16 protein-coding genes and 1 pseudogene are annotated in these 23,683 nt (G+C 69.7%); 6 read left to right on the top strand and 11 right to left on the bottom strand.

Features of this window, described 5'->3' with window-relative positions:
• Positions 1–27 precede the first annotated feature (27 nt).
• Positions 28–2,268: a catalase/peroxidase HPI gene (gene katG, locus H7I41_RS00755; RefSeq protein WP_264010635.1), complete on the top strand. Its 2,241-nt coding sequence runs from the start codon at positions 28–30 to the stop codon at positions 2,266–2,268.
• A gap of 23 nt (positions 2,269–2,291) precedes the next feature.
• Complete coding sequence (locus H7I41_RS00750; RefSeq protein ID WP_264010634.1) at positions 2,292–3,071, top strand: glutamine amidotransferase; 780 nt, start codon at positions 2,292–2,294, stop codon at positions 3,069–3,071.
• A gap of 24 nt (positions 3,072–3,095) precedes the next feature.
• On the opposite strand, the gene H7I41_RS00745 is transcribed toward H7I41_RS00750, so the two are convergent.
• The gene (locus tag H7I41_RS00745; protein ID WP_264010633.1) at positions 3,096–3,752 is read right to left on the bottom strand and encodes an SDR family oxidoreductase; all 657 of its coding nucleotides are present in this window, start codon (positions 3,750–3,752) and stop codon (positions 3,096–3,098) included.
• Between the two features lie 190 nt (positions 3,753–3,942).
• On the opposite strand from H7I41_RS00745, the pseudogene H7I41_RS00740 reads away from it, so the two are divergent.
• A pseudogene (locus H7I41_RS00740) lies at positions 3,943–5,291 on the top strand (HNH endonuclease signature motif containing protein).
• Positions 5,292–5,317: 26 nt separating this feature from the next.
• Here H7I41_RS00740 and H7I41_RS00735 read toward each other — a convergent pair.
• The 3 genes from H7I41_RS00735 to H7I41_RS00725 form a co-directional block, all read right to left on the bottom strand.
• On the bottom strand, positions 5,318–12,427 hold the full coding sequence (locus H7I41_RS00735) for an ATP-binding protein (protein ID WP_443735548.1): 7,110 nt from the start codon (positions 12,425–12,427) through the stop codon (positions 5,318–5,320).
• 120 nt (positions 12,428–12,547) lie between these two features.
• Entirely contained in the window at positions 12,548–12,970 is a 423-nt protein-coding gene (locus tag H7I41_RS30380) for a hypothetical protein (RefSeq protein WP_372503627.1), read from the bottom strand.
• 227 nt (positions 12,971–13,197) lie between these two features.
• The gene (locus tag H7I41_RS00725; RefSeq protein ID WP_264010632.1) at positions 13,198–13,785 is read right to left on the bottom strand and encodes a hypothetical protein; all 588 of its coding nucleotides are present in this window, start codon (positions 13,783–13,785) and stop codon (positions 13,198–13,200) included.
• A gap of 117 nt (positions 13,786–13,902) precedes the next feature.
• Between H7I41_RS00725 and H7I41_RS00720 the strand changes: the two genes are divergently transcribed.
• Positions 13,903–14,052, top strand: coding sequence for a hypothetical protein (locus tag H7I41_RS00720; protein WP_264010631.1), 150 nt, complete (start codon positions 13,903–13,905; stop codon positions 14,050–14,052).
• On the opposite strand, the gene H7I41_RS00715 is transcribed toward H7I41_RS00720, so the two are convergent.
• Positions 14,028–14,921, bottom strand: coding sequence for a mycobacterial-type methylenetetrahydrofolate reductase (locus H7I41_RS00715; protein ID WP_264010630.1), 894 nt, complete (start codon positions 14,919–14,921; stop codon positions 14,028–14,030). The two genes, H7I41_RS00720 and H7I41_RS00715, sit on opposite strands and share 25 nt — an antisense overlap.
• 154 nt (positions 14,922–15,075) lie before the next feature.
• On the opposite strand from H7I41_RS00715, the gene H7I41_RS00710 reads away from it, so the two are divergent.
• Positions 15,076–16,626, top strand: coding sequence for an acyl-CoA carboxylase subunit beta (locus H7I41_RS00710; protein WP_264010629.1), 1,551 nt, complete (start codon positions 15,076–15,078; stop codon positions 16,624–16,626).
• An 18-nt stretch (positions 16,627–16,644) separates the two neighbouring features.
• On the opposite strand, the gene H7I41_RS00705 is transcribed toward H7I41_RS00710, so the two are convergent.
• A complete protein-coding gene (locus tag H7I41_RS00705; RefSeq protein WP_264010628.1) occupies positions 16,645–17,190 on the bottom strand; it encodes a hypothetical protein in 546 nt (181 codons plus the stop codon).
• A 43-nt stretch (positions 17,191–17,233) separates the two neighbouring features.
• Between H7I41_RS00705 and H7I41_RS00700 the strand changes: the two genes are divergently transcribed.
• On the top strand, positions 17,234–18,685 hold the full coding sequence (locus H7I41_RS00700; RefSeq protein WP_264010627.1) for a protein adenylyltransferase SelO: 1,452 nt from the start codon (positions 17,234–17,236) through the stop codon (positions 18,683–18,685).
• A gap of 54 nt (positions 18,686–18,739) precedes the next feature.
• Here H7I41_RS00700 and H7I41_RS00695 read toward each other — a convergent pair whose 3' ends face one another.
• The 5 genes from H7I41_RS00695 to H7I41_RS00675 all read right to left on the bottom strand — a co-directional run.
• Positions 18,740–19,402 carry an IF2 family translation initiation factor gene (locus H7I41_RS00695; RefSeq protein ID WP_264010626.1) on the bottom strand — a complete coding sequence of 221 codons (663 nt, stop codon included), beginning with the start codon at positions 19,400–19,402 and terminating at the stop codon, positions 18,740–18,742.
• A 25-nt stretch (positions 19,403–19,427) separates the two neighbouring features.
• A complete protein-coding gene (locus tag H7I41_RS00690) occupies positions 19,428–19,973 on the bottom strand; it encodes a CsbD family protein (protein WP_264010625.1) in 546 nt (181 codons plus the stop codon).
• An 82-nt stretch (positions 19,974–20,055) separates the two neighbouring features.
• Positions 20,056–20,484 (bottom strand): Zn-ribbon domain-containing OB-fold protein, encoded by a 429-nt coding sequence (locus H7I41_RS00685; protein ID WP_372503623.1) that lies wholly within the window; start codon positions 20,482–20,484, stop codon positions 20,056–20,058.
• A 1-nt stretch (position 20,485) separates the two neighbouring features.
• Positions 20,486–21,694, bottom strand: a complete 1,209-nt coding sequence (locus H7I41_RS00680; protein WP_264010624.1) for a thiolase family protein — start codon at positions 21,692–21,694, stop codon at positions 20,486–20,488.
• A gap of 36 nt (positions 21,695–21,730) precedes the next feature.
• On the bottom strand, positions 21,731–23,683 hold a 1,953-nt coding region (locus H7I41_RS00675), incomplete at its 5' end, for an acyl-CoA dehydrogenase family protein (RefSeq protein WP_264010622.1).

Genomic DNA, 23,683 nt, shown 5'->3' with positions numbered 1-23,683 from the left:
TGTTCACGCAACACGAAGGGAAACACAGTGTCATCCGATACTTCTGACGCCAAACCGCCATACCCCGAGGCGCCGACCCAGAGCAAGGGCAGCGAGAGCGAGAACCCGGCGATCAAGTCGCCCGAGGTGAAGGGCGGCGCTCCGCGGAAGAACCAGGATTGGTGGCCCGAGCAGATCGACGTCTCGGTGCTTCATGCCCACTCCAACAAGGGCAACCCGCTGGGCGATGACTTCGACTACTCCAAGGAGTTCGCGCAGCTCGACGTCGAGGCCCTCAAGGCCGACGTCATCTCGGTGATCAACACCTCGCAGGACTGGTGGCCGGCCGACTACGGCAGCTACGCCGGCCTCTTCATCCGGATGAGTTGGCACGCCGCGGGCACCTACCGCACCTATGACGGACGCGGCGGTGGCGGCCAGGGCATGCAGCGCTTCGCGCCGCTGAACAGCTGGCCCGACAACGCCAACCTCGACAAGGCCCGCCGCCTGCTGTGGCCGGTCAAGAAGAAGTACGGCAACAAGATCTCCTGGGCCGACCTGCTGGTGTTCGCCGGCAACGCCGCCCTCGAGTCGGCAGGCTTCGAGACGTTCGGCTTCGGATTCGGCCGGCCCGACTTCTGGGAGCCCGAAGAGGTCATCTTCGGCGAGGAGGAGGAGTGGCTCGGCACCGACAAGCGCTATGCCGGCGCCGACGCCACCGCACGTCAGCTCGAGGAGCGCTACGGCGCCACCACGATGGGCCTGATCTACGTCAATCCCGAAGGCCCGGAAGGCAAGCCGGATCCGCTGGCCGCCGCTATCGACATCCGCGAGACGTTCGGCCGGATGGCGATGAACGACGAGGAGACCGCCGCGCTGATCGTCGGTGGCCACACGCTGGGCAAGACGCACGGCGCGAGCGCCGACGACGTGGGCCCGGAGCCCGAGGGCGCGCCGATCGAGCAGCAGGGCCTGGGCTGGAAGTGCCCCTTCGGCAGCGGCAACGCCGGCGACACCATCACCAGTGGTCTCGAGGTGGTGTGGACGGACAAGCCGACGCAGTGGAGCAACCGCTACCTGGAGATCCTCTACGGCAACGAGTGGGAGCTGACCAAGAGCCCCGGCGGCGCTTGGCAGTTCGAGGCCAAGGACGCCGAGGCGATCATCCCCGATCCGTTCGGCGGCCCGCCGCGCAAGCCCACGATGCTGGTCACCGACGTCTCGATGCGCGTCGACCCCATCTACGGCGAGATCACCCGGCGGTGGCTCGACCATCCCGAGGAGCTGAACGAGGCGTTCGCCAAGGCCTGGTACAAGCTGCTGCACCGCGACCTCGGCCCGATCAGCCGCTACCTCGGCCCGTGGGTGGCCGAGCCGCAGCTGTGGCAGGACCCGGTGCCGGCGGTCGAGGGTGAGCTGATCGACGACGCGGACATCGCCACGCTGAAGAGCGCGGTGCTGGACTCCGGCCTGTCGGTGCCGCAGCTGGTGAAGACGGCGTGGTCGTCGGCGGCCAGCTTCCGCAGCACCGACAAGCGCGGCGGTGCCAACGGCGCCCGGCTGCGGCTCGAGCCGCAGCGCAACTGGGAGGTCAACGAGCCCTCCGAGCTGGACAAGGTGCTGCCGGCGCTGGAGCGGATCCAGCAGGAGTTCAACAGCGCAGGCGGCAGGCAGGTCTCGCTGGCCGACCTGATCGTGCTGGCCGGGTCCGCTGCGGTCGAGAAGGCCGCCAAGGACGCCGGATACGAGATCGACGTGCACTTCGCGCCGGGCCGCACCGACGCGTCGCAGGAGCAGACCGATGTGGAGTCGTTCGCGGTGCTCGAACCGCGCGGCGACGGGTTCCGCAACTACGTCCGGCCGGGTGAGAAGGCGCAGCTGGAGGAGCTGCTGCTCGAGCGCGCCTACTTCCTGGACGTCACCGCACCGGAGCTGACCGTGCTCATCGGCGGCCTGCGGGCGCTGAACGCCAACCACGGCGGCACCAAGCACGGCGTGTTCACCGACAAGCCGGGCGTGCTGACCAACGACTTCTTCGTGAACCTGCTCGACATGGGCACGGAGTGGAAGTCGTCGGCGATCGGCGAGAACGTCTACGAGGGCGTCGACCGGGCTTCCGGCGAGACCAAGTGGACGGCGACCGTCAACGACCTGGTGTTCGGTTCGCACTCGGTGCTGCGGGCGATCGCCGAGGTCTACGCCCAGGACGACAACAAGGGCAAGTTCGTCGAGGACTTCGTCGCGGCGTGGGTCAAGGTCATGAACAACGACCGGTTCGAACTGGCCTGACGCGCAACATCGTCACCGGCAACATGCGGCACCCCGCGGGCTCACCGAGCTCGCGGGGTGTCGTGCATCCACGGCCCTTCCTGCTGCTGTCGATCCGCGGTGAGGACGCCGCCGCCGACGACGAGTACCTGGCGATGATGCGCTTCGCCGGTGTGGACCGCGAAGGCATGCACCGCATCCGGTTGACGCACGAGTCGTTGGGGGAGATCGACCTCGCGGACTGGTCGGGCATCATCATCGGCGGCGGGCCGTACAACGTCAGCGACGACCCGGCGACGAAGTCGGCCACGCAGCGACGCGTAGAAGGCGAGTTGCTCCCGCTGATCGAGCGCATCGTCGATGCCGACTTCCCTTTTCTCGGCTGCTGTTACGGCGTGGGCACTCTCGGCACGGTGATCGGTGCGACCATCGACCGTACCCACCCCGAGCCCGTCGGCGGGATGTCGGTCTCGGTGTCGGCCGCCGGCCGTGACGACGCGTTGTTCTGCGACGCGCCAGACAGTTTCGACGCCTATGGCGGCCACAAGGAGGCAGCCTCGGAGCTGCCGCCCGATGTCGTCTGCCTCGCGTCGTCGCCCGACAGTCCGGTGCAGGCGTTCCGGGTGAAGACCAATGTGTACGCCACGCAGTTCCACCCCGAACTCGACATCGACGGCGTCCGGACGCGTATTGACGTCTACAAGGACTACGGGTACTTCGCGCCGGAATCGGCGCAGGAACTCAAAGTCGCTGCGCTGCAGTGGAACGTGACGTACCCGCCGGAGATCCTCCGGCGATTCGCCGAGCGTTACGCGCGGGACTGAACCTCTCGTCGCTGGACTGAGTGACTAGGCGATCATCATGGAGTCGGCGCCGCCGACGTACACGATGCCGGACGGATTCGCGGCGTCGGCGGCGTTGACGATCGCCCCGGCGAAGTTCGTGTCGACCTCACTGCCGGAAACAACGGTGAAATGCACACCGGCGCGGCGGAATTCCGACCGCATCGCGTAGAGCGCCGTCTCGCCCGCCCACTTGCTCGCGGCGATCGCCGTTTGCCCCTTCGGAACGGCCCGATGGGGAAAGAAGTGGGCTGCGTGGCTGGTGACGAAAATGATGCGTCCCCCCGCAGGCATCAGCGGCACCGCCCTGAGCGCAAGACGACGCTGGGCATCGCGGTTGACGCGCTTCGCGTAGCCGAGGTCGACACCGAGTTCGAGCCGGGCTGACGCGTTGAGGATCAGGGTGTCGAGCCGCCCGAATCGGGCCGCGATGGTGTCGATCATCGCCGCGCACTCGATCTCATCGGAGATATCGGCTCGCAGCGTCGAGGCGTGGCCGCCTGCACTGCGGATGGCCTCGGCGATCGATTCCGCCCGCTCGGCCTTCTCGCGGTAATTCACCACGACATGGGTGTCGGGACCGGCGAGCCGTTGTGCAACTGCCGCGCCAACGCCCCTCGAGCCGCCGGTGACCAGGACGATCCGTGCAGGTGCCTGATGCATGTCGGGTTCCTTCCGTCGCAGTGCTGCGTGCGCCTGGGATCCCACCGTACACGACTTTCTAAGGAAAATAAGAGCAATCTAACGTCACAATAAGGCAATGTTCGGGTCTAGCTGAGGTGTCATGCCCGCGGTGGCGTTCGCGACGACCGACGGGGGCTGACGTGTCGGACCCCTCTGCGATGATGGGGTCATGTCTTCGAGCGCAACGGGTTTCGCTCCTTCGGTGCGGCCGAAGGATCGTCTCGATGTGTTGTTCGATGAGATCGGGGAGTTGTGCGGTCAGCGCAATGCGATCGACGGGCGACTGGTGGAGATCGTCGCCGAGATCGACCGCGACGGGTTGTGGGGGATGACGGGCGCGCGGTCGGTGGCGGCGATGGTGGCGTGGAAGACCGGCTCGTCACCGCGCAACGCTGAAATAGTCACCGCCGTCGCGCAGCGGTGGGAGGAATTGCCGCGCTGCACCCAACTCTTGCGCGAGGGTCGGGTGTCACTCGATCAGGTCGGGGTGATCGCCGATGGGAGGAATTGCCGCGCTGCACCCAACTCTTGCGCGAGGGTCGGGTGTCACTCGATCAGGTCGGGGTGATCGCCGAGAAGGCCGGGCCGGGCTCTGATGGGCACTACGCCCAGTTGGTCACCGCCGCGACGGTGAACCAGTTGCGCACCGCGATCAAGCTCGAACCCCCACCGCAACCGCAACCTCAACCGCAACCCGACCCCAAACCGGAACCCGCACCGTCGTACAGCAAGACCTGCGATGAGAAGGGCACTACCTATCGGATCTTTCTGCCGCATTTGGAGGCGGCGAAGCTCGACGCTGCGGTGGCGTCGCATCTCGACGGGATGGTCGCCGACTGGAAACACGACCATGGCGACGCGGATGCCGATGCCGACGGTCAGGTGCCGCCGATGCCCACGACGGTCGATGCGTTCATGAGTGTGGTCGAGGCCGGCTGGGACGCCGAGGTGGCGCGACGCCCGCATGGGCAGCGCACCACCGTGATCGCCCACGTGGACGTCAAGGAACAGGTGGCGTCGTTGCATCTGGGGCCGCTGCTGACCGACGCCGACCGCCGCTTCCTGCTGTGCGACGCCACCTTCGAGGTGTGGTTGGAACGCCACGGGCAGCCCATCGGGTCCGGACGCGACACCCGCCAGATCAGCCGGCGGCTACGGCGGGCGTTGGAGCACCGGGACCGCTGCTGCGTGGTCCCCGGATGCGGGGCCACCCGCGGTCTGCACGCCCACCACATCCGGCACTGGGATGACGGCGGCCTCACCGAGCTCGACAACCTGGTGTTGGTGTGTCCGTACCACCACCGGATGCATCACCGAGGCGGCATCACCATCACCGGACCCGCACAGCACCTCATCGTCACCGATTACGATGGGCGGCAGCTCAGTTCGGCGTCACTGGCCCGCCCGCCGACGACACCCCCACCCGATGTACCACCCTGCCCCGGGCCCACCGGCGAACGGGCCGACTGGTGGTGGTATCCACCGTTCCAACCCCAACCACCACCGGCAGCCGCCTGAGTCGGGCCCCGGCGCGCCTTGGTGGATTACACTGCGCCCGGGGAGGAAGCAGCCTCCCCGGCTGAGTGAAGAGCATCGAGTTCTATAGTGGCGAGGTCGATTTCGTCGACATCGAACAGTATGGTCAGTCGCACCAGTCCGTCGTCGCCGATCTCGGTGAGGGTCAGGTGCTCGGCGGTGATCGTCGACTCCTCGTCAGTCGTTCGGTAGGTGTCATGAGTCAGCGCGAGGCGAGATCCCCTGATACTGAGAGGCGTCACCTCCAACAGCCAATCGACGGGCACGACGTCGAAGAGCGTGTGCGCAACCTTGGCCAGTCCTTCGCTGGTCGCCTCGTCCCTCAATCCCTTTCTCCGGTCCTCGTAACGTCCGTCCGGGGCGGCCAGGCCGAGAAAGGTGGCCCTGTCGCGGCTGTTGAATGCGTCGGCCACCCGAGTTCGGACGCGCGTCGCGGCGTTCTGGCGACCACCCGCTGCTGAGGCGTTCAGCTCGTCGAACCGGGCCAGCGCGGTGTCCAGGTCCGCCTCGTCGAACGCCTCACAGCGGTCGAGCATGTCGCCGTCGACGGTCAGGATGACGGCGTCCCGCCACTCCCCGTTGAATCCGTCGTGAGACGTTGCCGAGACGAGCTGCGTGAAAGCCGCTCCACGGCCGCTCAACCGGTGTACGACCACGACGCGGTTGGTGACGTGGGGCGCGACGTCCCACGTGGCGCGGATGTACGCCGACTGGTCGCCGGGCGCGAAGGCCATCCCGCCCCGACGGTGGTCGACATTGATCCAGTCCGGGGTCGTCGGAGGCATCTCACGGGAGTTGAACGCCGCGTTGGCCTTCACGATCGCAGACCACGTGTTCGCGTGGGATGCGGCTTCGCCGGCGAGATAACGCGCGTCGAGTTTCTCGTAGGCGGCGTCGATGTCGTCAGGGTCGAAGAATGCTGTGTACGAGACGGTGCCGTCGGTGGAGACTTCTGTGAGTGTCAACATCTCGAAGATGACCGGCACGTCGGGATCATCTATGTCGCAAGTCATTTCGCGGGTTAGCGACAAGCGCTCCCCACGGATGGCGACCGGCTCGATCGTCATCTGCCAGCTAGCGGATGTCACAGACAACACCGCGAGCGCATACCCTCGGTTGGCTGCACCCGCATCGCGCAATCCGCTTCGGCAGTCCTCATAGCGCCCTCGCGCGAGCGCGGCGAAGGCGTCGACATCTCGCCGGTTGTAGGCATCGGTCACTTGCGCACGGACGCGGGTCGCGGCGTTCTCCAGTTGCACTGCCGGTCGGCTGAGCTTGTCGAAACGGGCGAGCGCGACGTCGAGATCCGACTCGTCGAACACTTCAAGGCGGCCGATGAGGTCACCGTCGACCGTCACCAGTTGGATCATCCTCCACTCGGCGTCAAAGCCTTCGCGCGAGGATGCCGATGATGTGAACGTCACGACCGCTCCAGAACTGGTGAGCCGATGCACCTCCTCGAGGTAGATGCTGAAATCGGAGGAGTCGTTCAACGTCGCGTCCATGTAGGCGGTCACACCGCCCGGCACGAAGCCTATGCCACGACGATGATCGAGATTGACGCACTGGGGCGTCAGATCGAGGACCTCACGCCTTCTGAGTGCCGCGATGGCCGCTGTGACCACCGACCACGAGTTCCCCTGTGGCGCTGCCTCGCCGACGAGATATCGCGCGTCGAGCTCCTCGAAAGCGGCGTCGATGTCATCTTCGTCGAAGACGATCCGGGAAATGATCCGGTCGTCGATATCCGTCTGGACGATGTCCAGGACGTCGAACCGGAACGCGTCGGAGCTCTCGTCGATCGATGCCCGGGCCCAATTGAGAACCAGGTGCTCGCCGCGGGTCGCAACGACCTCGGAAGTCCACCTGTCGATCCCGACGTCGGCGATGCTCGAGATCTCGGCAATGATCGCGTCGCGTCCCTGCTGTAAGCCGGCGTTGGTGGTGTGTCGGCGATCATCGTTGGTGATGCCATCGGCGAGCATTGTGCCGATCGCGCTCCAGTCCCGTGTACTGAAGTGCGCCTGCAGGCGCTGATACGCCCGGCTCGCCGCATTCTCCAGGTGCGCCGCCGGGCGGGTCAGTGTGTCGAAGCGCGCCAACGCGGCATCGAGGTCGCTCTCGTTGAACAGTTCACTGCGGTCGATCAGCCCTCCGTCCATCGTCATCAGGACGACGTCTCGCCATTCGGCGTCGAAGCCATCGCGCGACGTCCCAGTCGCCGAGTGGGTCACCACCACCCCCGAGTGGCTCAGTCGGTGCACCGCTTCGATCCGAATCCTCGTCCCCGGCGAGTCGTCCCACGCCGCAGCCAGGTACGCCGACATCTCACCTGGCTCGAACGCGGCACCGCGGCGGTGGTCGATGCTGACCCAGTCCGACGTGATACCGGCCAGCTCCCGCCGGTTGAACGCCGAGTACGCGTCCACGGTGACCGACCACACCCCCGAGTGCGACGCCGCCTCGCCGGCTAGATAGCGGGCGTCGAGTTCGGCGAAGGCGGCGTCGATGTCGTCGAGGTCGAAACCGACGTGCGCCGCCAAACGTCCGTCGACGTCGACCTCGACGACACTGAGGAACTCGATGCGCGGCGCCCCCGGTTGCTGATCCCGTCCGGAGAACGACGAACGACACAGCGCGAGGAACTCTCCGCGGATCGCGATGACGTCCGACGTCATCCGGTCGGCGCCGGTGGCCGCCAGCGCTTGGCCGTTGGCTATGTGGCCGGCACTGCCTGATCGGATTCCGCCGTTCACGGTGTGCCGGCGGTCGTCGTCGATCATGTTGGGCTGCAGCAGATCAGCCATCGCTACCCAGTCGGCGGCCGAGAAGTGGGCGGTGAAGCGCATCCAGAGCCGGCTTGCCGCGTTTCCTGGCTGCGGCCGCCGGCGCGGTGCCGCGGACCGCGCGTGCTGCACATCCATTTCGGCGAACGCAGCGTCCATGTCTTCGACGTCGAACCACACCTGCAGCGCGATGCGACCCTCGTGGTCGAGGCCGAGGAGCTGCAGCATCTCGTCCTGTGGGGCACCCGGCGTGACGTCGGCAGTGCCGACTTCCACTCGGGTGAGGGCCAGGCGGTCGCCTCGAACGGCGATGACGACGCGTCGGCCGCGCGTCATGTCACCGACGAAATTCCGCGCGCCGTTCGTCATCTCGCCGGCTCTGAGATCGATCCGCTCGAAGCCGACTATCCGGCGACGGCTCTCGATCGAGCCGACGGGCGCGTGCTCCTCTTCGACCTCGCTCCACGATCGGCGTTCGATCGCATCCTCCACCCGGCGCAGCACCTGCACGCACGCATTCTCGGGTTCCACGCTCACTTCTGTGGGAGTCGCCGGGGAGGGACGGTGGTCCACGCCGACGAGTTCGCGCGCGTTCTCCACCAATGCCGCAGCGCCTTTGAGCTCGTACAGGCCGGCGGCGCGCTCAGCGGCGGCTCGCGCCTGCACGGCATCACCTGCGGCGGCGAGCACCGTCGCCAGTGCGAGACACGCGTCGCCGTGATCGACCAGGGCGTCGGTGCGCTCGGCGATCGCCACCGCCTCCTCGGCGATCCGCCGCGCGGCATCATGGTCACCACCGCGCGAGCACAGCTGCGCACGTACCGTCCGCCAGGAGATCGACGCCTTCAGCGCGTGGCCAGCGAGACGCTCGCTCTCTGAGCACAATTCGTCGGCTTCGGCCTCGCGGTCGAGCGCGAGGCATGCCTTCGCCAACAGCGCCGCCGTCTCTGCGGTGTCCGCCTCCAGGCCCATGCGCCGAAATCCTTGGTAGGCCCGCCGCAGACAAACCTCAGCCGAGGCGGGGTCGCCGGCCACCAACTCGACGATGCCCGCGAACTGGTCGACCTCGAGCAACGCGTGACGCATACCGAGTTCGGTGAGTGAGCGTCTCGCGGACTCGATCAGGTGGCGGCCCGCGGACGTGCGGCCCCGGAACGCGTCCAGCACCCCCTGGCACCGGATCGACGTGGCCTCCACGACCGGCGAACCCGTGGTGATGCGGAGCAGCCGCACCACATCCAGGCAGCGGCCGCCGGCCCGCGGCACCGGATTCGGACCCCACAGCGCCGCGAGCGGTGCGCCCGCCAGCACGGCGTTCACCCGGCGGTGCTCACGGGCGCGCCTCGCCGCGGTCAGCGCCTGATCCAACGCGGCCTCGCAGGCGCCGACCCGCCCGAGGCGGCCAAGACATCCGGCCCGCACGGTGTGCGCCATGGCCTCGCCCGCGGCATCCGCCAGCCCGGCCAACTTGGCTGCGGCCGATGATAATTCGGATTCGATGTCCTCGAGACGCTCGGGGTTCGTCAGCATCGAGAGCTGGCCGTCGAAGCACGTCCCCCATGCCGCGAGACGGCCGGATTCGCCTGCGCGGTCCAGCAGGTGTGCAACCGCGTCCGCCGCCGAGACCACCTCACCGGCGGCCAGCAGGGCCTCACACCGGGCGATGAGCAGTTCGGCCTCTTGCTCGCTGTGATCGGGCAGCGGGTCGTCGAGCTCCTCGAGGGCATGCAGCGCCCTGCCGTAGAGGTCGGCCGCGCCCTCATAGGCCAAGCGCGCCATCGCCTGGTCCGCGGCACGCCGGCAGTAATCGACGGCCTTGCCCGCGTTGCCGGCCCACGCACATTCGAAGTAGTGGTGGGCGAGATCGGCCAGCAGCTCGTCGTCGGCCCCCGGCTCGTTCTCCAGCGTCACCGCGATCTTCTGGTGCAACCGCATCCTGCGGACCGATGCCAGCTCGGCCAGCAGCGACTGCCGCACCAGGGCGTGGTTGAACCGGTAGTGCCCGCCGGGCTCCTCGATCACCAGGCCGGCCTTGGCGGCCTCGTCGAACGCGTCGACCAGGTCGTCCCCGAGCACTCGCTCGACCAGGTCGATCGCGAAGCGGCTGCCGACCACCGCGGCCGCCGCCAGCGCCTTGTTCGCCTGTGCCGGCAGCCGCGAGAGCCTGCGGCTCACCGCTTCCCGTACACCTTGCGGCAGGGTGCTCGGATCCCAACGGCCGCCGCTCTCGTCGACATGGCGCAACGCCTCGATCAGGAAGAAGGGATTGCCACCGGTGACCGCCGCCAGCGCGCGGGCCAGCTCGTCATCGTCGTAACCGGCTTCCGCGACGTACGCCGTCACGTCGTCCTCGTCGAGCCCGCCGAGGGTGAGCCGGTCGGCGGAACCGTCGCGGTGGAGATCGGCGAGCATCGCCGCCAGCGGGTGCGACCGGTCGAGGTCGGTGCTGCGGTACGTCCCGACGATGTGCACGCGACCGTGTTCTCCGAAGCGCAGCACATGCCGCAACAGCAGCAGCGTGGGTTTGGCGGCCCAGTGCAGGTCGTCGAGCACCAGCACGACGGGCGCGTCCGTCGACACCGCTGCCAGGAGTCCGACGACGGCGTCGAACAGTGCGTAGCGTTCGGTGTCCGCATCGGCGCGGGTCGGCACCGCGAGGTCGGGCAGAGCGTCGACCAGTCCGGGAACCAGCGGCAGCAGCGACTCGACGCCACGCAGGCGGCGCAGCCGATCGGGGCCGAGGCACGGCACCAGCGACCGCAGCGCTTCGGCGAAGGGTTGGTAGGGCGCCCCGAGGTCCTCGTCGCAGCGGCCGTAGAGGACCACGGCGCCCTGTTCATGGGCCCGACTGGACCATTCTCCGGCGAGCCGCGTCTTCCCCACACCGGGCTCGCCGGCGATCAACACCGCACGCGTCCCGGAGTCGAGCGCCGCCTGCCACGTGGCCATGCGTTCGAGCTCGCTGCCGCGGCCGACGAACGGTCCGGGCCCCGAGAGCACAGCGGGCAGCGCCGGCCGCTCGATCGGTGATTCGGCAGCGCGATCGCCGGTGTCGTCGTCGGTGGTCCGGAGGCGCAGTTCGAAAACCCGCTCGGCACGCGCGAGGTTCTTGAGCTGACGCGACCCGAGGTCGGTCAGCACGACGTCGTCGGCGAGGGTGTCCACGACCAGTTCGGCGGTGGCTCCCGAACACAGGATCTGGCCGCCGGAGGCCAGGGACCGCAACCGGGCGGCGCGGTTGACGGCCCGGCCGAAATAGTCGCCGTCGCGGAACTCGACCTCGCCGGTGTGCAGGACCACGCGGATGCGCATCGGCTCGGCGAGCGCCCACGCCTCGTGACGCACGGCCTCCTGCAGCTCGATCGCGGCGGCGGCCGCCGCGGACGGCCGGTCGAACACCGAGAACGTCGCATCGCCCTCGCCCCGGGTCTTGATCAGCCGTCCGCCGCGGAACGTGACGACCTGCTCCACCATCTCGTCATGGCGGGCCAGCGCCACCGCCATGGCCCTGGCGTCCTTCTCCCAGGCCGCCGTCGACCCCTCGATGTCGGTGAGCAGGAATGTCACCGCACGCGTCACCACCGAATGCCGTTGCGACGCAGGCAGTTCCAGCCCTACGTCCTGCGCAACGATCGCGGACTCGAGTCGGCGCAGATCCGGTCCCGGGTCGACGCCCAGCTCGTCGGCCAGCAGTGACCTGGCCCGCTGGTAAGCCCCCAGCGCTTCACCCTGCCGCCCGGCGCGATAGAGCGCGAGCATCAGGTGACCCCAACGCCGCTCGCGCAACGGCGCGTCGGCGATCGCCGCCTCGAGTTCCCCGATGATCTCCGCCGCCCGCCCCATGGAGAGCAGCGCTTCGGCCCGATCCTCGACCAGGGCCGCGTGACCCTCGATCCAGCGCGTCTTCTCGGACGTTCCGCGTCGCCCCTCGGGCAGCTCGGGGGTACCGCGCCACAGCGTCAACGCCTCGTCGAAGCGGGTGACCGCCTCACTCGTCTCACCGGCGGACATCGCGTCGCGGCCCAACTTGATGGCGGTGACGTAGCGGGTCGCGTCGATCTCTGTGGCGCTCACCCTCCAGCCGGTTCCCTCGGTGACGACGAACCCGTCGCCGAGCGTGCGTCGCAGGGCGGAGATGTGGGTCTGCAGAGCCTTGGCGGCGGTGCGCGGCGGATCGTCGCCCCAGAGCAGTTCGACGAGCGTGCCCGCCGGGACGACGGCGGCACCGTGCAGTCCGAGCATGCTGAGGACGGCGCGCGGTTTGGCACCAGGAACGGCGACCGGCAGACCGTACTGCCGGACGTGCAGAGGACCCAGAACCCCCAGCTCCACCGTATGAACACTAGTCACCGGATGATCGTCGTACAGGCACTTCAACGGTCGGTCAAGGTCCGGTAAAGGCGCACGAAGAACAGGCCGGCCCCGCGGGACCGGCCTGTCGATCGCTCGGGTCTAGACGGAGAGCAGCCGCTGGAAGAACTCGCGGTAGCGCTTGAGCGCCACGCGCAGATCCTCGGTCGAGGCGTCCTCGCCCTTGGCCCACTGCGCCTCCATCCGCGTGCGTGCCTCGGAGAAGCCGGCGGTGAGCTGGTCGACGACCTCCGACACCAGCGCGTCGGCGGTCTGGACACACTGCTTCGGATCATCGACGAAGCCGGCCTGCACGTCGTTCCAGCGGGCACGGAACCCCGACATCTCGGTCTCGCCGAACAGGGACAGCTCCGAGTCCGTGTCGGTCGAATCCGCCTGCGGCCGGTCATGTTCGGACGACGGCTGCGCCATCCCCGGGTGACCGGCGGACGTCACCGCCTCCGACTGCACCGGCGCTCCGGCGCCGCGCGGCGCGTCGTCGAACGGCGAGTCGTTCTGCTGCAAGCCTGCGTGCTGCGGGTTTGAGTACTGCTGATCCGACTGCTGCGGGTCGGAGTACTGCTGATCCGACTGCTGCGTCGCGGAGTACTGCGCCCCGGGGTTCTGCGTGTCCGGGTACTGCGAATCGGGATTCTGTGGGTCCCGGAACTGCGGCTCGGTGGCCTGCGGCTCGGTGGCCTGCGGATCCCGGTACTGCGGATCGGTGAACTGTGTGCGGTCTTCGTGTGTGGTCATGCCCGTGCCTCCTGGGAGTTGTTGCCCGTGTCGTGCGGCTGGTGCTGCGCGACGTCGAGGAGCCGCTCGAACAGGGCGCGGTAGTGCACGAACGCCTGTCGCTGCTCCTCGGTGCTTAGCTGCCGGCTCTGCTGCGCCAGATGGATGTCGTGCGCAGCGCGGTAGTTCTCGACCACCTGCGGGTGGTCGACGGAGATGTCGGAGGCGCGCTGGTCGAAGTCGTCGACCGGGTAACCGCGTTCGTTCATCACCTCGATGACGAGCCGATCCGCCTCGGCGAGCGTGCCCGCCGGGTCGTCGACGAACGCCGTCTGCACGGAACGCCAACGCAGCGTGTACCTTTCGCCCGCCTCATGACTGAGGGGGACGATGTCGAGCTTCTTGCGCTTCTGCTCGCGCTTGGCGAGTTCCGCCTCGGCCGCCTTCTGGTCGCCCACCTCGGCGACCGTCCGTTCGTACTCGGGGCCGAAGGTGCCCTTGAGCCGCTCCGACCTCCTGCGTCGCATCGCCGGTCGGGCGACGATGAATGCGATCACTGCAATGACGATGACCGCCGCTATCACTATCCATCCCCAGTCAGGCATGGTGACCTCCTTGTCCACCGAGGGGTTACCCGGCGGACGGGTCTACGGAAACGTCAATATCGATTCCGGTTCCGCGATCAAGCGTTTCGCGCCCCGCCGCGCGGGTAGCCGACAGGCATGACCGCACCGGAACCCACGCCCCAGCAGGACGACGGAGCCGGCGATCTCGCCGACCATGAGGTGCCGCCGGTGGCGCCCGCGTATTCGACGCCGCCACCCGATGCGCCGGGCACGGCCGAGAGTCAGGCTCCCGAGGGCGACCAGTAGTCGAGCATCTCCGCGAAGGTGCGGAAGGCCGCGCCCGACACCCCGTAGATGGGCTCGAAGTGGATGCTCAGCGGGAAGCCCAGCTCGGCGACGCCGTCGACGACGCGTTTGTACAGGTCGACCATCATGACCCGCCTGCGGTCGGGGTCGCTGGCCGCGAGTTCGCGCACGAAGTCCTGCTCGGCGGCGACCTTCGCGTTCCCGGCGTCCTGGATCAGCCAGTTGATCAGCCCGACCCGGGTCTCGACCGCGGGCACGAATCCGAAGGACAGCAGGATCTCGGGCCGGTGGTCGGTGGTGTCGGCGAGCTCGCGCAGGAACGGCACGATCGTGTCCGAGAACAGCAGCTGGGTCAGCGCGAACGTCGCACCCTGCTCGCACTTGAACGTCATGCGGCCCCGCTCGCCGTCGCGGGTGGGGATGCAGATGACCCCGCGGTTCGGCACCGTCGCGTCGTAGATCGACAGCGCGTCGGTCGGCGCGACGCCCGACCCCTCGCCGTCGCTCATGGTCCTCGGCACGCCGACGAACACGATGCCCTCGAATCCGGCGTCGCCGAGCACGGTCAGCCGCTGATCGAGCGCGGCCTTGTCGAGGAACGACGTGACCTGGGTGCAGATGCCCTTCACGCCGGGCAGCTCCGGCTGCAGCATGTGCCAGAAGTCCAGCACGTCGAGCTTCGGCTTCATCTCGATCGGGCGGTCGTCGTCCTCGGCGATCATGCCCGGGATCAGCACGTGTGACAGCCGGTCGTCGAGCCCGTACTCGCCGGAGAACCGCAGCACCTTCTGTGCGTCTTCGGCCGCCTTCTCCCGGCCGGACTCCACGTTCGGCGGGACGAGTTCGAGCGCGACGGTGTTGAGGCTCATGTGTGAAAGCTCCGGCATCTGACGACAGGCGGATCGGCCGACGGTGGTTACGTCGACCCCGCCGGGATTGGCCAACGATACCGGTGTTTCCTGGACGGGTGCGTAGCCGCCCGCCCGGCCGCCGTTCCACAGACACCGACGCGGAGGGGTCCCCATGCGTGACGAACACGCCGAACTGCTGCGTCGCCGCGCCCTCACCGAGGACGCCGCCCGCCCCGATGCGGTGGCCCGCAGGCACGCCGCCGGTGGCCGCACCGCCAGGGAGAACATCGCCGACCTCGTCGACGAGGGGTCCTTCGTCGAGTACGGCCGCTTCGCGATCGCGGCGCAGCGCAGCCGCCGCGACGTCGACGACCTGATCGCCCGCACCCCCGCCGACGGGCTGGTCGCAGGCACCGCCCGGGTCAACGGCGAGCTGTTCGGCGACCGCAGCCCGTGCGCGGTGCTGTCCTACGACTACACCGTGCTGGCCGGCACCCAGGGGGTGTACGGCCACCTGAAGAAGGACCGGCTGTTCGACCTGATCGAGCGCCTGAGGCTGCCCACGGTGTTCTTCGCCGAGGGCGGCGGCGGCAGGCCCGGCGACACCGACCACGCGACGGTGTCCTCGCTCGAGGTCCGGGCGTTCAGGCTGTGGGCCGGCCTGTCGGGCCTGGTGCCGCGCATCGCGGTGGTGAAGGGCAGGTGCTTCGCGGGCAACGCGGTGCTCGCCGGCTGCTCCGACCTGGTGGTCGCCACCGCCGACACCTCGATCGGGATGGGCGGGCCGGCCATGATCGCCGGCGGCGGCCTCGGCGACGTGCATCCCGACGAGGTCGGGCCGATCTCGGTGCAGGAACCCAACGGGGTCGTCGACGTGGTGGTGCCCGACGAGGCGGATGCCGTCCGGGTGACCAGGACGCTGCTCGGCTACTTCCAGGGCTCGACACCGCCCGGCGCCGCCGCCGACCAGACGCCGCTGCGCACGGCCATCCCCGAGCGCGAGAGGCGCGCCTACGACGTCGCCCCGATCATCGAGACCCTGGCCGACGAGGGGTCGGTGACGTTCCTGCGGCGGCGCTTCGCCCGCGAGATGGTGACGGCGCTGGTCCGTGTCGAGGGCCGCGCCGTGGGCGTCATCGCCAACGACACCCGCTTCATGGCAGGCGCCATCACCGCCGCCGGGGCCGAGAAGGCCGCGCGGTTCCTGCAGCTGTGCGACGCCTTCGGCCTGCCGGTGGTGTCGCTGGTCGACTGCCCGGGCTACATGGTCGGGCCCGCCGCGGAGGCCGAGGGGCTGGTGCGGCGGGGTTCGCGGCTGCTGGTGGCGGGCGCCGCACTGCGGGTGCCGCTGATCGCGGTGATCCTGCGCCGCGGATACGGGCTCGGCGCGCAGGCGATGACCGGCGGCGGACTGCACGAGCCGGTGCTGACGGTGGCCTGGCCAGGCGCCCACCTCGGCCCGATGGGCCTCGAGGGCGCGGTCCGGCTCGGCATGCGCAAGGAGCTGGAGGCGATCGCCGACGAGGCGGAGCGCGAACAGCGGGTGCGGGAGGCGACGGCGGCCGCCCAGGAGAACGCCCGGGCGCTCAACGCCGCGGCGATGTTCGAGATCGACGACGTGATCGATCCGGCCGACACGCGCGCGCTCATCGCGGCGACCCTCGCCACGGCCACCGCGCATGCGATCCCCGCGCCGCGGCGGCGGTTCGTCGACACCTGGTAGCAGCGCGCGAACGGTCGGCTACTCCTGCCCGGCGGGGCGGGCGTGCACGCCGGTGCCGTACACGTGCGTCAGGCCGTGTCGGTCGATCAGCGCCGCCGCCGCGGGCAGCACCGGGTGCGGGCCGATCGCGTCCACCCCGAGCTTGCGGATCTTCCGGTTCAAGCGGGCGGAGGCGCGGTTGACCTCGTCGAAGTCCCAGTCGTGCGGACTCCCCGAGTCCGGGTAGGTCGCCACCCACTTCATCGCCGTCTTGACGGTGTTGTGGTTGGTGAAGCTCCAGCGCAGCTCGCGCTGCCGGAAGAAGGCGCCGAAGCTCAGCTGCACCAGTCCCCAGCCGCCGATCACCTTCCCGCCGAGGATCGGTTCGCCGCCGGCGCTCACGACGTGCAGCATCAGGTGCGTCCCGTGCTGCGCCATCGGCACCTCGTCGGCCGCCCGGTAGCGGCCGATCGGCCTGCCGGGTTCGGCGTGCATGTCGTACACCGCGAAGTCGCCCTGCCCGAACACCGCGTCCAGGACGGCCCGGTGGTCGTCGTCCACCGCGTAGAAGCGCAGATGGGGCATCGCTGAACTATCACAGACCGCTGCGCTCCGTACCCTGGAGAGGGTGAGTGTTGAACCCGCCACCACCATCGGACTGCAGCACCGGTTCGCCGACGAACTCCCCGAACTGGCCGTCCGCTGGCGTGCCGAACCGGCGCCGGAGCCGCGGCTGCTGCTGCTGAACGAGGCGCTGGCCGCCGACCTCGGACTCGACCCCGGGTGGCTGCGCAGTGCCGACGGCGTCGGCCTGCTGACCGGCAACCGGGTGCCCGACGAGGCGGTGCCGGTGGCCCAGGGCTACGCCGGGCACCAGTTCGGCGGGTACGTGCCGCGACTGGGCGACGGCCGGGCCCTGCTGCTCGGTGAGCGGGAGGACGCCGGCGGGCGGGTGCGCGACCTGGCGCTGAAGGGGTCGGGCCGCACGCCGTTCGCCCGCGGCGGCGACGGGCTGGCCGCAGTAGGCCCGATGCTGCGCGAATACGTGATCAGCGAGGCCATGCATGCCATGGGGATACCGAGCACCCGGTCGCTGGCGGTCGTGGCCACCGGCAGGCAGGTGCAGCGCGAGACGCTGCTGCCCGGCGCCGTGCTCACCCGGGTGGCGAGCAGCCACCTGCGGGTGGGCAGCTTCCAGTACGCAGCCGCGTCGGGCGACACCGAGGTGCTGCGCCGCCTCGCCGACCACGCCATCGCCCGCCACCACCCCGCGGCGACCGGGGCCGAACACCCCTACCTCGCGCTGTTCGAGTCGGTGGTCGACGTGCAGGCCCGGCTGATCGCGCAGTGGATGCTCGTGGGCTTCGTGCACGGTGTGATGAACACCGACAACATGACGATCTCCGGCGAGACCATCGACTACGGCCCGTGCGCGTTCATGGACGCCTACGACCCGGAGACGGTGTTCAGCTCGATCGACAGCTGGGGCCGCTACGCCTACGGCAACCAGCCCGTCGTCGCGCAGTGGAACCTGGCCCGCTTCGCCGAGGCGCTGCTCCCCCTGTTCGCCGACGACCAGGAACGCGCCGTCGCGATCGCGACGGAGGCGCTCGGCGGGTTCACCCAGCGCTATCAGGCGGCCTGGTCGGCGGGGATGGCGGCCAAGATCGGCCTGACGGCCGACGCTGCGGCGCCGCTGGTGACCGACCTGCTGGCCCTGCTGCACGCCAGCCAGGTCGACTTCACGTCCTTCTTCCTCCACCTCGGCGCGGCGGCGCGTGGCGACGCCGAACCGGCGCGGGCGCTGTTCGCCGACCTGACCGGCTTCGACGCGTGGGCGGCGGCGTGGCGGGCCGCGGGTCCCGACCCGGCGGTGATGGACCGCGCCAACCCCGTCTACATCCCGCGCAACCACCTGGTGGAGGAGGCGCTGGTGGCGGCGACGGCAGGCGACCTCGCCCCGGTGCAGCAGCTGCTCGAGGTGCTGGCCCGGCCCTACGACGAGCGTCCCGGCCTCGACCGCTACGCCGAACCGGCGCCCGGCGACTTCGGCAGCTACCGGACGTTCTGCGGCACCTGACCGATCTCGCCCAGCCGGCAGGCGATCGCGTCGGCCGCCCGCGCCGGCGCTGCGCTAGTCGGCCTTGCGCTTGTCTTTCGCGACCTCGGCCAGCTCCTCGATGCGGTCGGCCTCCGCCTTCTGCTGCGCCGCGGCGGCCCGCTTGTCCTGAGCGTCCTCGCGCTTGGCCGCGGCCTGCTCGGTGGCCTTCCGCTCGGCCGCGGAGATCTCGTCCTTCTGCTGACGCTTGGCCGCCTCGGCGGTCTTGACCCGCTTCTCGGCGACGTCGTCGGCCCGGTCCTTGACCGAATCGGTGCGCTTGCGCGCGGTCTCGGCGGCGTTGCGGGTGCGCTCCTGGGCGGTCTCGCGGGCCTCGCGGACCTCCTCGGCCTTGGTCTCCTGCGCGGCCTTGCGCTGCTGCGCGGCCTGGTCCCGCTTGGCCTCGAACTCGGCGTCGGCCTTTGCCTTCTTCGCCTCGGCAGCCGTGTCGAGCCGGGCTGCCCGGCTCAGCGCGTCACTGCGTTCGACCGATGCCGCACCGCGCTGCACGAGGTCCGGATCGTTGAGGGCGCCGCCGACGGTGGCGTCGAGGATGCCGAGCGAACGCTCGTAGAACAGCCGGGCCGGCGTCTCCTCGTTGAGGCGGGACACCACGCGCTGTTCGATCAGCTGCAGCGGGAAACGGGCAAGCTGGTACTGAAACCGCAGCACGGCCACGGGTAATTCGGTGATCTTCACAAGATTCTCCTGGATGTGTGTCGGGTCAGGACTGGTCCGCGGGGGGCGCCTGCTGGCGAATCCGCTCGGCCTCGGCGTGGGCGCTGGCCGCGGCCTGCTGTGCGGCCCGGTGTTCGGCGTCGGCGTCCACGACCTCGGCGGCCGCCGCGGTCGCCTGTGCGCGTGCCTCGCCCTCGGCCTGCGCCACCTCGCGCTGCGCGTCGGTCTGGGCCTTGGCCGCGGCCCGGGCCACCTCGGCCTGTGCGGCCTGCTCGGCGGTCTGCTTCTCCGCCAGCTGCTGCTGGCGGGCCGCGTTCTCGACGGTCTGGGCCTGTGCCTCGACGGTGGTGCGCTCCTCGGCGGCGGCCACCCTGGCCTCGGCGGCCTCGGACTGCGCCTCGGTGGCCTTGGCATCGGCCACAGCCTCCTGGGCGTTGGCCTCCCGGCGCTCCTGCGCCTGGGTCTGCTCGAGCTGCCCCTCGGCGGTCAGGGAGTCGTTCCCCGTCACCGCGCCGGCGATCTCCTTCGCCTTGCCCTTGACTGCGTCGACCAGTCCTTTACGGGCCTGATCGGCCTTTTCGTTCTCGGACATGTGTCCCCTCCTGGCTTTGGCTGTCGAGCTGACAGGTTCCACCAGGCGGGATGTTCAAACCTTTGTGTGAGCTGCGCCACCGTCAGGCGGGGCGGTAGCGCAGCATCGTGACGGCGTGGTCGGGGTGGTCTCCGGGATAGTCGAAGTAGACCGGCCGCACCCGCATCCCGATGCGCAGGTCCTCGGGCGCGACGTCGACCATCTCGGTGGAGAACCGCGGACCCTCGTCCCACTCGACGATCGCAGGCAGCAGCGGCACCGTGTCGGCGAAGTGCGGGCCGACGGGACGCCGGGCCACGGTGAACGAGTAGAGCGTTCCCATGCCGGAGATCTCCCGCCACTCCAGGTCGTCGGCGAGCGTCCGCGGCGCACGCACCCGCGGGTAGAACACGTACGCGCCGGACGACGGCGAGTACTGGATGCGGACGCGGTGCTCGGCGAGCGCATCCCAGAACGGCGCCGTGGTGGGCGTCTTGACCGGCATCGGCCGCTCGAACGTCATCTCGCTCATGTCAGTCGCCCTCCAGGATCAGCGTGGTCTGTTCGGAGAGGATGCCGCCGTTGCCGGACACGAACGCGCGGTGGCAGTCGGCGACCTGTGCGGCGCCAGCGCGTCCCATGATCTGGCGGGTCGCGTCGCAGACGTGGTGCATGCCGCCGGCGAGGCCGGCCTGCCCGAAGCCGAGCTGACCGCCCGCGGTGTTGAGCGGGAAGTCGCCGCGGAACGTCAGGTCGTGCTCGGCGACGAAACCCATGCCCTTGCCCTTCTCGCAGAAGCCGGCGTCCTCCAGCGACAGCAGCACGGTGATGGTGTAGCAGTCGTAGATCGACACCATGTCCATGTCCTCGCGGCGCAGGCCGGTCATCGAGAACGCGGTGTCGGCGGCCTTGGCGATCGGCGTCTGCAGCAGGTCGGCCGCGTACGTCGGGGTCTTGAAGGGCACGTGTTCGCCGAACCCCTTGATCCACACCGGCCGATTGCGGGCACGGCGGGCGATGTCGGTGTTCGCCACCACCACCGCCGCGCCCCCGACGCACGGCATGACGATCTCGAGCATGTGCAGCGGGTCGGCGATCACCGGGCTGGCGAGCACGTCCTCGACCGTCAACGGCTTGTCCCGCCAGATCACGCCGTCGGTGTGATTGGCGTTGACCCGCTGGTCGACGACGATCTTGGCCATCGCGCGCTCGTCGTAGCCGTACACCGCGCCGTAGCGCTGCGCCACCTGGCCGTACGGCCCGTTCTGCCCGAGGTTGCCGTAGGGGATCTCGAATTCAGCCTGGGGAGAACCGAACTGGTTGCTCGACGAGCCGAAGAACACCGCGTCGGACAGCGCCTTGGGCTTGCGGTCCGACGTCGGGGTGATGTAGCGGGCCGGCAGCACACACAGCACCACGTCGCACAGACCGAGCTCGACGGCCGCCGCGGCCCGCCACACCATGCCGGCGGCACTGGCGCCGCCGAGGTCCACCAGTTCGGCGAAATTCGCTCCGACGCCCAGGTATTCGGCGATAGTCGACGGCACGAAGATCTCCGACTCGGCCAGGTGCGACGTCACGATGCCGTCCACCACGTCACCGGTCAGCCCGGCGTCGGCCAGCGCGTCGGCGCTGAGCTCCGCCCACTGCTCGAGTGTGAACGGCGCCGGGGACGCCTTGCTCATCCGTTCCGGCGGCAGCTCCACATAGCCGACGATGGCGGCCTCACCGCGTAGTCCCATTCGTACTCCTCTCCGCTGCAATCACGTTCGCGGTCGTCACTTCCGCGGCAGGCCCAGGATCATCTGCGCGATGATGTTGAGCTGGATCTCGGGTGTGCCGCCGCCGATCAGCTCGGCGGGCAGGTGCAGGTACGGCGCCACGACCGGCGGGTCGGACTGCTCGGTCACCGCCAGCGGCCCGGCCACGTCGAGCGTGTGCCGGGACACCTTGCGCAGCAGCACGGTGGTGGCGACCTTGGCGATGCTCGACGCAGGCCCGGCGGCCTGGCCGTCGAGCAGGCGCAGCGTCTCGCGCACGCCGAGCGCCCTGATCGCGTTGGTGTAGGCGTCGATCTCGCCGAGTGCGCGCCGCACGTCCTCGCCGTCGGGACCGGCTGCCATGGCGCGCAACGCGCTGGCGCGGTCGTTGTTCACGTAGCCGCTGATCGCGACCCGTTCGGTGGCCATCGTGCTGATGGCCAGCTGCCAGCCTGCGGCCGGGTCGCCCAGCAGCATCTCGTCGGGGACGAACACGTCGGCCAGGAACACCTCGTTGAAATGTGCTTCACCGTTGGCCTGTTTGATCGGCTGCACCTCGACGCCGGGTGAGCGCATGTCGAGCACGAAGTAGCCGATGCCGCGGTGCTTGGCCGCGTCGGGATCGGTGCGGGCCAGCAGGGCGCCGAAGTCCGCGCGCTCGGCCGACGACGTCCAGATCTTGTGGCCGTTGATGCGCCATCCGCCCTCGACCCGGGTGGCCCTGGTCACCAGTGAGGCCAGATCCGATCCGGCGCCGGGCTCACTGAACAGCTGGCACCAGCCCAGCTCGCCGCGCTGCGTCGGCGGGATCAGCCGCTGCTGCACCTCGGGCGGGGCGGCCTGCAGCAGGCTCGGCACGATCCACTCGGCGATGCCCAGCGACGGGCGCACCAGATCCGGCCGCCGGGCGAACTCCTCGTCGATCACCAACTGCTGCAACGGCGTGGCGTCCAGTCCCCAGGGCGCGGGCCAGTGCGGGGCGACCAGTCCGGCGTCGGCGAGCAGGGTGCGCTGCGGTCCGGTCATGAAGTGCTCGTAGTCACCCTGTTTACCGATGCCGTCGTTGCCCAGGGTCAGCGCCCGGTCCAGGGTGTCGGCGACCTCGGAGCGCAACTCCGCTTCGGCCGCACCGAGATTCACCGCCATGTCGCGGACGGCGGTGGTGGCCAGCTCGCCCATCCGCCGCGTCCACCTGCTCATCGGCCCGACGGCGCCGGCCAGGCTGATGGCCCGCCGCCAGTAGAGGTGCAGGTCGTGTTCCCAGGTGAAGCCGATCGCGCCGAACATGGTCAGCGCGTCGAGCACCAGGTCGGGCGCCGTGGCGACGGCCGTCACGGCTGCTCCCGCCGCGGCGATGCGGTGCTGCTCCAGCGAATCGCCGTCGGCACGGACCGCGTCCCACGCCGCGGCCGCCGCCAGTTCGGCGTTGACCAGCAGCATCGCCGCCCGGTGCTGCAGCGCCTGGAAGGAGCCGATCGGCCTGCCGAACTGCTCGCGGGTGCGCAGGTGTGCGGTCACCGCGCCGACGCACCAGCCGACGATGCCTGCCGACGCGCAGGCCGTCAGCGCCATCACGACGCATCGCGCCCGGTCGTCGTCGATGCCGGTGAGCACCGCCTCCGCGGACGCGTCGTGCCCGTCCAGGCGCAGCACACCGGCGTCGGTGGTGATGTCGGTGCCGCCCACCGGTTCTGCGGCGACGCCGGGCGCATCCGCGGCGACGGCCAGCCAGATCAGCCCCGCATCGCCGGTGTGCGCCGGCACCAACAGGATTCGCGCCGAGCAGGCGCCGGGGACGGCGGTGGTGACGCCGCTGACCCGCCAGCCGCCGTCGGTCGGCGTGGCCTGCAGGTCGGAGTACTCGGGGAGCACCACCGCGGCGGGGGCGCCGCCGGCGAGGGCGGTGAGCAGGTCGGTGGCCGCGGGGGTGCGGTCGGCGTGCAGGGCCACCGCACCGGCGGCGACGGTCGG

This window comes from [Mycobacterium] manitobense, from assembly GCF_025821665.1.
GTDB classification, from domain to species: Bacteria; Actinomycetota; Actinomycetes; order Mycobacteriales; family Mycobacteriaceae; genus Mycobacterium; species Mycobacterium arseniciresistens.
Note: the sequence above shows the minus strand (reverse complement) of the source record. Positions and strands in the feature narration are given on the sequence as shown.

Excerpts from the sequence above, each read along its gene's own strand:
- H7I41_RS00680 (WP_264010624.1), bottom strand. The coding sequence starts at position 21,694 with ATGGGACTACGCGGTGAGGCCGCCATCGTCGGCTATGTGGAGCTGCCG.
- H7I41_RS00705 (WP_264010628.1), bottom strand. The coding sequence starts at position 17,190 with ATGCCCCATCTGCGCTTCTACGCGGTGGACGACGACCACCGGGCCGTC.
- H7I41_RS00715 (WP_264010630.1), bottom strand. The coding sequence starts at position 14,921 with ATGAGCCTCAACACCGTCGCGCTCGAACTCGTCCCGCCGAACGTGGAG.
- H7I41_RS00690 (WP_264010625.1), bottom strand. The coding sequence starts at position 19,973 with ATGTCCGAGAACGAAAAGGCCGATCAGGCCCGTAAAGGACTGGTCGAC.
- H7I41_RS00710 (WP_264010629.1), top strand. The coding sequence starts at position 15,076 with ATGCGTGACGAACACGCCGAACTGCTGCGTCGCCGCGCCCTCACCGAG.
- H7I41_RS00745 (WP_264010633.1), bottom strand. The coding sequence starts at position 3,752 with ATGCATCAGGCACCTGCACGGATCGTCCTGGTCACCGGCGGCTCGAGG.
- H7I41_RS00720 (WP_264010631.1), top strand. The coding sequence starts at position 13,903 with ATGACCGCACCGGAACCCACGCCCCAGCAGGACGACGGAGCCGGCGAT.
- H7I41_RS00750 (WP_264010634.1), top strand. The coding sequence starts at position 2,292 with ATGCGGCACCCCGCGGGCTCACCGAGCTCGCGGGGTGTCGTGCATCCA.
- H7I41_RS00725 (WP_264010632.1), bottom strand. The coding sequence starts at position 13,785 with ATGCCTGACTGGGGATGGATAGTGATAGCGGCGGTCATCGTCATTGCA.
- H7I41_RS00685 (WP_372503623.1), bottom strand. The coding sequence starts at position 20,484 with ATGAGCGAGATGACGTTCGAGCGGCCGATGCCGGTCAAGACGCCCACC.